The 12,062-nt window shown below is 54.2% G+C and carries 6 protein-coding genes and 1 tRNA gene; 1 reads left to right on the top strand and 6 read right to left on the bottom strand.

All coding sequences use genetic code 11. The features are described from left to right. From VK738_20705 to VK738_20720, 4 genes are all read right to left on the bottom strand, one after another. Positions 1–2,938: carboxypeptidase regulatory-like domain-containing protein (locus VK738_20705; protein HTD25082.1), on the bottom strand; the 2,938-nt coding region annotated here is incomplete at its 3' end. A 931-nt stretch (positions 2,939–3,869) separates the two neighbouring features. Next, on the bottom strand, positions 3,870–5,051 hold the full coding sequence (locus tag VK738_20710; GenBank protein HTD25083.1) for a pyridoxal phosphate-dependent aminotransferase: 1,182 nt from the start codon (positions 5,049–5,051) through the stop codon (positions 3,870–3,872). A gap of 159 nt (positions 5,052–5,210) precedes the next feature. Next, positions 5,211–6,683 (bottom strand): di-heme oxidoredictase family protein, encoded by a 1,473-nt coding sequence (locus tag VK738_20715; protein HTD25084.1) that lies wholly within the window; start codon positions 6,681–6,683, stop codon positions 5,211–5,213. 877 nt (positions 6,684–7,560) lie between these two features. Further along, the gene (locus VK738_20720; GenBank protein HTD25085.1) at positions 7,561–8,241 is read right to left on the bottom strand and encodes a PilZ domain-containing protein; all 681 of its coding nucleotides are present in this window, start codon (positions 8,239–8,241) and stop codon (positions 7,561–7,563) included. A 493-nt stretch (positions 8,242–8,734) separates the two neighbouring features. Here VK738_20720 and VK738_20725 point away from each other — a divergent pair. After that, positions 8,735–8,823: transfer RNA gene (locus VK738_20725), tRNA-Leu, on the top strand. Between the two features lie 52 nt (positions 8,824–8,875). Here the strand turns inward: VK738_20725 and VK738_20730 are convergent. Together VK738_20730 and VK738_20735 are read right to left on the bottom strand one after the other, a co-directional pair. Beyond that, positions 8,876–10,276 carry an MFS transporter gene (locus VK738_20730; GenBank protein HTD25086.1) on the bottom strand — a complete coding sequence of 467 codons (1,401 nt, stop codon included), beginning with the start codon at positions 10,274–10,276 and terminating at the stop codon, positions 8,876–8,878. A gap of 22 nt (positions 10,277–10,298) precedes the next feature. Beyond that, positions 10,299–12,062: hypothetical protein (locus VK738_20735; GenBank protein ID HTD25087.1), on the bottom strand; the 1,764-nt coding region annotated here is incomplete at its 5' end.

The raw sequence follows: 12,062 nt of genomic DNA on the forward strand, positions 1-12,062 counted from the left end.
CCGACGGCCCGTAGTCGAAGCGGTGACGGTTTGGATTAGTAATGGGCAGCGTCGAGTACCCGGTGTCAAAGCCAGAAACGCCTTCTCCGAAGGGCAGGTCGTCCAGGCTTCTTGACCAGGTGTAGTTACCCAGAATGGTGAGCCCCTTTGACATGCGCTTTTCTACAGAAAATTGGAGCGCATTATAGTTTGCGTTGATATCGTTGATATCCGCCTGCACGGTATTCGAGAACGTGCTCTGGGAAAACGTCTTGTTGCTCCCTACGTAAACCGTGCAGTTTGCCAAGCCGGTTCCGGACGCGCAAAGCGGGTTAAAGGGCTGCTGCGCAGTTTTGAATCCAGGGTTTGAAAAGTTCAGGAACTGCGTCTCCAGAATGTGGATACTATGCGAGCCAACGTATCCCGCGCGTGCCAGAACGTTCCAGGGTAGCTGGTGCTCCAAGGTCAGGTTCCATTCATAGATGGTCGGCACCTTGTAGTTGCCGCTGGGATCGTAGGTGACTGCAATCTCATTGAATGGCGGGCTGTAAGCAAAGTTCGTCGGAGCCGGGAAAGGACTGGGGAAGCTTGGATAGGAGGCGGCCTGCGCCCCACTGCAGTGCAGGGTAGCCTTGGTCGCAGCCAGCGTGCACAGCGGGTCACTAAAGGAACCGGCCGTCGAACCAGGACCCGGGTTGCTATTGTTGGCGGTAGAGAGTATGAATTGCGGACTGAAGGGCCACTCATCTACATAGCGATTACTGAGCATACCCATCACGCGACTGTCATAGAAGATCCCCACTCCTCCACGGAGGCTGGTTTTGCCATCGCCAAAAACGTCATAGGCGAAGCCAACCCGAGGCGCCCAACCTTTGAGGTTGGCTCGGAGGGCATTCTTGGGCATACCGGGATCGCTCGGAATGCCATTCTGTCCGGAGAAGAAAATGCCTGGAGGCGCATTGGGGTAAACCTTGGACACCGTACCCGCTGCCATGGCAGTGAGATTGACCTGCGCCCAGCGGTTTCCTTTGTCACTCCAGGGAAACGCCGGCTCCCAGCGCAGCCCAAGGTTCAAGGTCAGGCGCGGGGTAATGCGGTAATTATCCTGGACGTACAAGCCGAGAAAGGTATTGCGGTTGGCCTTAAATTCTCCGGCTCCCTGCTGGAGGGCAAAGCCGTTGCCGACGCCGCTGCCATCAGAGAGGATACCAGCCAGGAAAAGATTGTACGTGGGAGCGTTGGTAAAACCAGTGCCTCCCACAACTAACGGATTCGCCAGGTAATTATCTGAAACGCCAAACCCGAACAACCCCGGTTGATTAAATTGGTTGTTGAGGTCCACTTGGCTCTTCTCAATCGAGCCCCCGAAGTGTATGTCGTGCTTTCCCCACTCGTAGCTAACATCATCGGCCCACGCGAAGTTGTTTCGCGTAAAGGCCGCCTGCGGATTATCTCCGAAAGTGAACCCTCCTTGGACTCCAACACCTTGAATGGCGCTCGGCTTGGGCTGGAATGGGAGCGCCACTCCAAAAGCCGTCACGTTGACTGCGTTGGGAGAAGGCCCTCTGTCGGCGACTTCCCGCGAGAAGCTCATGCGCGCGTCGTTGATGAAGCGCGGTGAGAAGATGTGGGTCTCGTGAATCAGGGCATTCTGTGCCGTGATATCGAAGGTGGCATCGGTATAGGCCGCAAGCAGCAGTGGATTGAAGACCGGCTTCTTGATGAAGCGGTCAAATTCATATCGGAGCGTGAGGTTATCGTTCTTGCCGATGGTGTGGTCCAGCCTGCCCATTCCGGCATCAAAACTTTCGCTGTCGGGCTTGGAGAAGGCGAAAGTTGGGTTTGAACCTGCTGGTATGCCACCCGACAAGCTAAATTTCGCAGCCGAACCTAAATACGCCCCGGTCGTAGGGTTGATTCCCAGCATCGTCGCCACTGCGGGATCAATAACTCCTGGCGTCCCAAACGGTCCCTTCGTTAGAAAATTGGCGATGTCTGTCTGTCCTACCACCTTCTGGCTTCCTAACGCGAGGTTGCGAAAATTCGTGCGCTGATAGCCGGCAAAGAAATAGGTCTTGTTGTGGATAATTGGTCCGCCGATGGTGCCGCCAAACTGATTGCGCTTGACCGAGTCCTGCGCAGTCGGCGTGGCAAAGAAATTCTGTGCGTTGAAGGCGGGATTGCGGACGAATTCAAATAGATCGCCGTGGAGGCTATTGGTGCCGGACTTGGTGACTACGTTGACCACGCCGCCGGCGTTTTCCCCATATTGCGCGCTGTAGTTGGTGGTCTGCACGCTGAATTCCTGCAGAGCATCCGGAAACGGAAACGGCTGGTTAACGTTGGTGTACTCATCTATATAGTTGCCGCCGTCAAGCTGGTAGCTGATCGTATTCTGGCGGGCACCGTTGACCGCGTAGGTCACCCCGCCGGGAAACGTCTTGGTCGCTCCCTGGTCCGCGCCCCCGTTAGGCGAGTTGACGGCGCCGGGCACCAACAGTGTTAGGGTTGCCGCGTTGCGGCCGTTGAGAGGCAGTTCCGAAATGCGCTCCTGCTCGATCACCTGCTTGATGGTTGGGGTCGAGACGTCAACCGCGAGTGCGCTCCCAGTCACCTCCACCACTTCAGTCGGGTTACCCACGGTAAGCTTTGCATTGAATGTAAGGGCTTGATCGGCAAGCAATGTAACTTTTGTTTGTGTGAACGTGCGAAAGCCCGAGGCTTCCACGCTCACGGTGTATTCCGCCGGCCGAAGCGAGTTGATGACGTAATATCCTTGAGCGTCGCTGGTGGCGGTGCGTATAAGCCCCGTACCGCTCTGCGTTGCTTTGACCTGGGCTGACGCAACCACGGCCCCTGTAGGGTCCGTAACCGTTCCGCCAATACTGCCTTGGCCTTGTGCGTGGGAAAACGCCGAAATGATACAAAGCGCAACGACTGTTAAAAGAATTTTTTTCATACTCTCCTCCACTGTGAACTGACCCAAATTGATTTAGCGCAACGAATTCTCGAGAGTCTTCGATTGGCGCTCGAGTTTTTCTGCAAGCCTTGCAATCTGCAGCAGAATCAGCAGCCAGGATTCAACAAGCCAACACCAACTCCCGCTTCCGATTATGGGAGGCAAAATTAGCATTGCCTTGCTTTGATCGCACCACTGCCCTCTGCACAATATCCCTTTGGGCAGCGGTGTCAAGCTTAGATAAATAAACTGTATGTTTAGAAAAACTAATCAATGGATAGCGGGCCCACGTTTCGGAGGGTGATATCAAACCATTGATTCCTTCAGGAAATCAGGACATCATTAGAATGTCCGCGTCAGGATGGGGCTTTGGAAAGTAGTTCTTTGAAAATTCGCGATAAATAGTTTTCCTGGTTTATAGCGATTCCACAATTGCTGTATCCACTACCGTGGAAGAGCGGGGGTGGGTTTTTGTTTAGTTCAAAGATGGTATCACCCTGGTATCAAAACCTTGCTTCCTTGGAAACTAAGGGCCACCATTGTGCTAGACGTGTGTTTACGCGTTCCAGAATGCGGGGGATTTTTGTACCCTTTAGGTCTTTGAAAATTCGTGGAGCAGCGAGCGCTGATCCGCGTTCATCCGCAGCGAAAGGTTTTGCGGTTGCTTTGCTGGGAACCGAGAACTGAGACTGCTTCAGCAAGTCCCCTACCCCAGCTCAATTTTCGCCAATAATGACGCGGGTCAGACGCGATTTTTGGACTCAAAAACACCTGCCAGCAAGTGGGGTGGGGGCCCACAAATCTTCCGAAAATCTGCGTTGATCCCCGTTCATCTGCGGCAAAGGTTTTGTGGCTGTTTTTTGAAACTCGAAACTTGAAACCTGAAACTGCTTTTACGCTTCAACCACCTGCTAGCAAGGGGGGGAGGGGGTTATACCGAGATTCTGGTAATTTCAGCCAGAATTCTGGCCACCCCTTCGGTAAACTCCCGCTCTGGAGTAATCAGGCTCAGGATTAAATGGCCCTCGCCGGGAAAGTCATAAAAATGACCGGGATGTACCAACACAGAACGCGATTGCAACAACTGAATGGCCAGAACTTCATCGGAGCCGACAACCGGCACCCGCAAGATGGCATACCATCCGGCTTCGATTTGGAGCCTGCTAATCGCAGGGGACTGCGCAAGCTGAGCGTCAAGTACACGCAAATTTTCCAGCACACGCGCAAGCAATTGCGGTTGAACTTGCTTGCGCTGCTCCAGAAGCACAGGAGTAGCGAGCTGCACCGGTGTACTCATGGAAAGATACGTATCGGCAATTACTTCAAGCCGCTGCTCCGCGTCTTTAAGAATACCCTGGGGGCCGCTGGCCACAATCCAAGCCAATTTCATTTGCGGCAGACAGGAGATCTTGGAGACGCCACTCAACGTAAAAGTCAACGCGGCCTGATTGTGAGCCAACGAAATTTTTGGCCCCTGCCCATGAGCGTAATCCCAAAAGACTTCATCTGCGATCAGGGCTAAATCTCGCTCTGCACATAATTCATTCAGCTTTTGCAGCTCAGGTTCATGAAGATACGAACCGGTAGGGTTATTGGGATGCACCACAATCACGGCCCGGGTGCGGTCATTGACAGCGGAGTGGACCGAAGACAAATCAATATGCCAGCCATGGTCGTAAAAAAGAGCGTAGGGAACCAGGCGGACATCCTGAAGATCGGCGAGAAATTCGAAGAGAGGATAGCTGGGTTGCGGAACCAGAACTTCGTCTCCGGGATCGCACAAGAGCCGAAACACAAAAGAATAGCCCTCGCTGGTGCTGGTGGTAAGAATGATTCTTTCCGGATCAATGACAGATTTTTCGGTGTCGCGCTCGCGGTAATATTCCGCAACTGCATCGCGGGCGAGTAGCATTCCTTTCGGATCGGGATGGTATTCCAGCGCGCCTGGTTGGTTGAATGCACTCAGGATTTGTGCCGAGTTCATTTCTAACCCGACCGCCGTCGGATTCGAGACAGAAAGGTTGAGCAGTTCCCTTCCCGATTTACGGTGCTGTTCAATAACCTGGCTGAAGCGATTGGCCTCGAGGTTCCATTGGGTGCGTTGGGAAAACATGGATGGACGAAATGTATCGTCTCGAAGCCCGCGGCGCAAGTAGCCTGAAAGTACTGGCGATTAGAAACAAACAATAGAGACGCAGAAGCTGGAACGGGCGGAATTGCGGAGGGCTTTATGTCGCCCTCCGCATTCCGGTTCAAGGTAAAAAAGAAGACGCTACAGCGAACGCAGGAAGTTCAAAATGTCTTGCTTCTGCGACGGGCTGAGCTCATTGAATTCCTGAATGACCCGGTTGGCTTCCGAACCGCACGACTGATTCACGGAGAAGGGTTCGAAGGCCTTGCCATTAGCGCGGAATTGCTGGAGGTCCGCGGTGGTCACGCAGACGTTGCCGGGAGTGAAGTGGGCCTCGATAGCCTGCAACAGGTCGTTGGTGCGGCCATCGTGCAGGAAGAACAATCGCTGGCCAACACCCCATAGCGGCGCCGTACGGAACTCATCGGGACCCGCCGCTCCCTGGTTCACGCCATCCGCCAAATTCGATCCCATGTGGTGGACAGCGAAATCCGAGAGCGGACTGTAGACAAAGCCCGACATGCCCGTGAACTGCGATTGGGCTGTCTTGAGTGTGTCGCTATGGCACAAAACGCAGCCGGTACTACTGAACAACTTCTGGCCATTCAACTCCGAGGGCGTACTCGTGGTCGGGGTGGGCGGAGCTGACAGGCGCATGAATATGGCGAAGTTGGTGACATCCGAGTTTGCACTACCGGTGTCGGAAGTGTTAGGAGGGGTTGGCGTAGCGTCTTCTGGTGTTGCGTTGAACACGCAACCAGGCACGGCAGCGCGTTCGTTGGGGAAGCCCTCGTTCGAGACTCCCTGCTCCACGTTATAGGCTTCGCCGGTGAAGATCAGCAACGACTTGTTTTGGGCCTTCCACCCGAAACGAGTTACGGTCCCGTCATTGCCGCTTCGGTTCAGCTTGCCACCGATCCCCATCGCAGCTTTCAGCGATTTGTTGGCAGCCAGGTTAGCCTCCAACACAGCGTCTGGAGTGTTCTCAACCAAACCAAGCCCGAATAGCGGCGTGGGAATGCGGAAGATCACGTTGTGGTTAGCAAGCTGCGTGGAGAAGTTGGGTTGTGCAAGAGTGCAACCGGGTGCATCCGAGCGGCCTGCGATGGTGTACAAACCGTGCACACCACCATCCAGTGCGGCAAAGGGATTGGCAGGGTTGGTGGAGATGAACCGCGCCTCGCGCACCGGACCGTTGGCATTGACGAACGAGGGCACGGTGTTGGTCGCGCCATCGAGCGTGGCCAGCGCTACCTGCGGGTTAGGCCGAGGATTGATCTTACTGGTGAAGCCTGGGCTGGTGCCGCCAACTTCAGGCTCGGCATGACATTGTGCACAGCTATTGCCGTTAAAGGTTGGTCCCAGGCCGTTGCCGTTCTCGATAGTTCCCGACACCGACTGGACTTCATTGAAGGTATTCAGCGCCGTGGCAAACATCACCTTCTCGTCGGCGTTGAGAGTTGGGAACCCGCCACCGGCCCCTTTAGGACCGCCACGCGGCCCGGGATCATGCTGGGCCTGTAGTATTCCCGTACAGAGAACCACCGTCAGGCACAGCGTTAATAGATGTACCAGTTGCAGAATCTCCAGCTTTGTTGATTTTCGATGCTTCATTTCTAAAAATTCCTCCTACTTCTCTTCGTTGGGTGCTTGTGTGGCCTGAGAGAGAGGACACACAGAGAGAGGTCACCCGCAAGAGGTCTTTCCCAAAAAAGGAACGGCCGCCTGCGGAAAAGATTTAAGAGTGGTGCTTCAATTCCCTCCTTTAAGGCATGCAAAGGCACACCGTTGTGCGAATAAACGCACGGACCCTAACCGTTGGTTCACTCAACGTCCGATACGCCGTTTGAGAAAAAAGACAAAGTTCTTGCGGAACTTACATTTTGGCCGAGGGATGAAGCAAAGCCCCGCTGCTACCACATGGCTTGGGATTGCCGTTGTAAAGGTAATACTTCAGACCGATGTCTGATTTTTGGATCCAGACTTGCGACGCCAGCCCCTAAAACCGCCTTTAGAATTGTTTGCTTCCGGCACTCCACAATTTGCTTGTTCTGCCGGAAAGCGCTTCCAACTAAAACCGTTTAATCCAGCGTCTACTAGCCTTATACATCTACAAGCATCAGCACTTAGGAGCGCTAATCTATGCTATCGAGAAAAGCATGTCAATTGGCTTTTAGTAGTAAGTGCAGTTCGAATTTGGGATAAGGGCAGTTTGAGTCTTAGGGCATGGGTGCAGCCTGGATTTAGGACGATACTTTCGTAATGAAAGGCAGTACTGATTTGTTAAAAGTCAGCTATAAGCTTGGATTTCAGCCTTCTGAGACAACAGGGCGGAGTTCCAAAAAGGTATTCATGAAACCAGTCGGCTCTGTTGACATCCTTAACTCTCTATTCCACTTTTGTCATCCCGGCCGAAGCCGCGCGTGGGTGAGCGCGAGGGCGGAGCAGCCTTGTTTTGGCTGCGAAGCGCTTAGATAAAAGCTGCGTTGCATCAATCTTCCAAATAGCCTTCAATCCAGTTTCTGATCTCGACCCGGCGTTTATCTTCAGGATCAAAGCGCACACCAAGGGTGCCTTCGCCGACATCCATCCACGAGATGGTCACGTTGCAAGCGAGCCGGTCTGCGCCCGGCAGACTGAAGTAGATCGCTGCAGCAGTACCTAGCTTGGCCGGCACTTTGGCCTGGAGAGACATGCCACCACCACTTATCTCAACGCTGGTTCCAATGTAGCGATCATGTTCATATTCAATCTGCACCTCGGTAATCACGGGTACGCGCACGTAACGGCGAAATTCATGCAAGACCAGGAGGTGCGTGGAGCGTACAGTCCTCAAGGCGCCCTGCCGGTCTAAGGGGCTTTTCATCATGACGTTGATGGCATACGAGGAGAACTGCCGCAAATCCTGGCCCGGTGTGTAGATGGCGTAGAGCATCATGCTGCGGTTCCTGGGAGATTGGCGCACCGCCGACAATAGAGTTTCACAGCCGGGCTGCAGGTGTAGAACGGCGGCATCGTACTTTTCCTGATCAAAAATCTTGCCATCCTGCAAAGAGAGGTTCACGGTATGAATACGGAACTGATTGAAACACTCACGAAGAATGGCAGCATTGCTATCATCGAGATTCACGAGTGCAGCACGGCATATGGCTTTTTTCTGGGTTACAAGCAAAGACTTCCCTCCTCATCTCTCTTGACGCGGTTACGCCCCAGGATTCACATCTCACGAATGCCATGGAGTGCAATAGAAATCTGCGATTTCGCGTTTTAAACTTCGCCGGACTTTGTTTGCGACGTACGAACCATTTCTACGAAAAACAATTTTGGGAATGCGCAAAGGTTCCGATACTACTTCACTCCACGGAGCGAATCAATAAATTTACAGGCCGTTTCATTTTGGGAAATAATCTTGATATTTTTCCCAGTTTGGAACCGTTACGTCGCGAATTTTCATTAACCTGAGGTTTTTGTACTACTGGTTGAACTTTTGCCTGGAATCCCGGTCACAGATGTGGTCTTGCGGTCTCAGGACTTCGTCGCCGAGTACCTCATAGCTAGTTCATAGCTAAGTGTTAAGTTTCCAAATACTTCCGGATTCGCCTCCTCGTCGCTACTTACCCTGAGCTTGTGAGAAAATGCAGAAGAACCGCAATTATTTACCTCTTGCCCGGGTGGCGAAACTGGCAGACGCACGGGACTTAAAATCCCGGGCCCCGAAAGGGGCGTGACGGTTCGATTCCGTCCCCGGGCACCACAATTTGTTCATTGGTCCTTCTCTATAACTCGTAAGAACTGACGCTTAAATGTTACGAGACGGTTGAATTCAAAACCGATGGAGTTTTTTGCGCATCACAGGTGGGCAGACCTCCACGTTTTGGTGCCCAAGTCACTTGCTCGAGCCTGCCGACCGCGAGGACCCACGCGAGGCTGCCAACCATCGACACCGAAGCTGTAACCGCGAGGGCCGCTAGAAAGTTCCCGGTTCGATTCACTAAGAATCCGGTGAGCGCCGGTGCGACCACGCCCGCAAGGTTTGCGAAGCCGCTTTGAAAACCGGTCCATGTTCCCGCTGCTTGCGGGCCGGCGAGGGTTTGGGAAAACGCGTAGACACCAGAGCTTATCATTCCGCTTCCCACCGCTGCGGCCATAAGCCAAGCCAGGTATGTATGCGGACCGGCTACGACACAAGCCGCAATTGCAATGCCTGCGATCGTATGTCCGAGGGCCATGGCCGATTTACGCACGAGGGTGGGGGTGTAACGACGGCGGATAAACGAGTCCGAGAGCCAACCGCACGAAATGGCGGCTGCAGCCTCTACCAGGAAATATAAACCCGCAGTTTTTGCCATCGCCTCAATGGAAAGATGGCGTTCGCGCACGAGGTAGAACGGGAGCCAGGTGATCATGACATAGAGCAGGTAGTTGGTACAAAAGTGGCCTGCAGAAGCACCCCAAAACGAGCGCTGTCGCAAGATGGCGGCGATAAGCGCAGCCCCTGTTACCGCCGGTCCGGCCTCTGCTTTCCCCCGTGGCATCCATTTCCACCACGCGGGCAGCCACGCAAGGCTGACCAGTCCTATGACGATGAAAACCGGTCGCCAGCCGTACTTTGCCATCAGGAGTCCCGCCCCAAGAGTGCCGACTGCAGGTCCGCACTTCACTCCGGCAATGACGATGCCGTTGGCGAACCCGCGATAGTATTCGGGCACATGGTGCGCGAGAATTTTCGAGCATGCCGGAACTGCCACAGACTCGCCGATGCCGAGCATCAACCGCATCACCAGCAGCATCATGAATCCATGAACAAAGCCGGTCGTCACAGTCGCAAGTGACCAGACCAGGTACCCGACCGCGATCACCACATTTACTTCAAATCGGTCTACGAACCAGCCCATCACGAACTGAAGAGCGGTGTATGTCCAAAAGAAAGCGGAGAACAGAATTCCAAGTTGCCATGGATTAAGATGTAACTCATCTTTAAGCAGGGGCGCGGCAATTGAGACATTGCCGCGGTCGACGTAGTTGATCAGAAGTGAGATAGCCAGCAGAGCAAGCCAAGGGGCAAGTGCTGCGAGGTTCCGCGACTTATCGGCCATACTAGCCTCAGCAATCCGTCCGCCGGGGGCGTCTGCGCCCGTGCCTGCCGAGCCTATGCGACCAGCATGATAAATAATGACGCCCCCAGAGATCTCCTCGTCATAAGTCACTCTCGCGACAGCTACTTGCCTATCAGAATACGAACTTAAGGCTAATCTGCAACTGTCGCATGCTTACGCCGGGGTTGAGGCTGGTAATCGTGCCGAAGCCGCCGCTGCCCGGAATGGGCACACCGTTGGCATCCAAATGGTCGGCAGTCAGGCCATTGCCCGGGCTGCCAAAGTTGGGATGATTGAAGACATTGAAAGCATCGAGCCGCAATTGGAAATATTGCCGCTCGGTGAATTTAAAATCCTTATCGAGGGTGGTATCGACACTGAACAATGGCGGGCCGATCACCGTGTTCCGTCCCAAGTTTCCGAACGTGTACCGCGGTTGCAGAGCAAAGGCTTGCACATTAAACCACTCCAATTTAGTGGGATTGCTGAGCTGCGATGACACGCCGGGCACCGCATTCGGCCGGTCCATGCAGCTGGCACCGATATTGGATTGACATGTGCCGTCCATGATGTCGACAGGGGAACCGGAGGCCATGGAATAAATCATCCCGAGATCCCACCCGCCGATGAGGGTACCGGCCAGCCCGTGATTCATGTGCGAGCGGCCTTTTCCGAACGGCAATTGGTAAAGAGCTGAAGCCACAAAGCGCTGTTTCTGGTCGAAGATCGACAGGCCACGCTCGCACTTAAGGCAATACGAATTCTGAGCACCGATCTGATCGGTGCCGAGTGTGCGCAGCCCGCTGCCGTCGTCGATCGACTTCGAGTACGTATAGCCGAGCAGGAAGGTAAGGCCGCTGGACATGCGCCGCGTGAGTTTACCGGAGAGCGCGTTGTAGTTGGAGTTCACATTACCAATGTTCTCCACGGTATTGTTGAAGTTCGGCCAGGCTTCGCGGCTGAGTTGTGAGCCCGGTCCGGGCGCCGCAGCGTTAAAATATACGTAACGCGGCAGGTGATGGCCTTGCGTTCCCAGGTAACCAACTTCGAGGGCCATGTTGCTGCCAAACTGCCGTTGGACATTCATTTCGTACTCTTCCACAGAGGGCGTTCGGCGGCGGTAAAAGGTGCTGACTAGAGTGGGCGTAGGGACACACACCTGCGGAGCGGAGACACCACAGGCGTTTGCGGCCCCGTTGGCGGCGAAGGGGTTTTCGAACGTGAGGTTGTTATTGGTCTCGGTAACCTGAAATTTTCCGGAAAGACTGCGCGACATATCGAATACGGGATTGCCGGTGTCTTGTGTGTAGAAAACGCCCGCGCCCACGCGCACCGTCCAATTGCTTGTGGGACTCCACGCAACCCCAAAGCGCGGAGCGAAATTCGTCTTATCCGACTGGACGAGATTGGAACCCAGCCGCCCATCGCGGGCAGTACAAACGCCCCCCTGAGCGACCGTCGGAAAGACAACATTGCCACCATTAAAACTGCCGCTTCCGTTTTCGATAATGCAGGGCCGGGTGTCCACTGGCTGTGGATTGAGACCGTTGGGGTCGCCCTGGAGGTTGAAATTGCCGTTGGGAAACCAAACATTGACCAGAGGCACTCTGTCACTCCAGGCCGGCACATATTCGTAGCGCAGGCCGTAGCTGATGGTGACGTTTGGCCGGATCTTCCAGCTATCCTGGATGTAATAGAACTGGCTCGTCATACGGAACCGCGCGACCGCCAGAGCGACGGCGTCTACTGTACTGTTGACATAACCGAGCATGAAGTCTGCAGGACCATATCCGGTGGCTTTATTCGAGAAGTTATATTGCGCGCGGGCGTATTGGTTCCCAGTTTCGTTGAAATCTGTGCGGTCAACTTCGGCGCCGAACTTGAACGAGTGGGTCCC

Source organism: Terriglobales bacterium (genome assembly GCA_035487355.1).
Taxonomy (GTDB): Bacteria; Acidobacteriota; Terriglobia; order Terriglobales; family Acidobacteriaceae; genus QIAW01.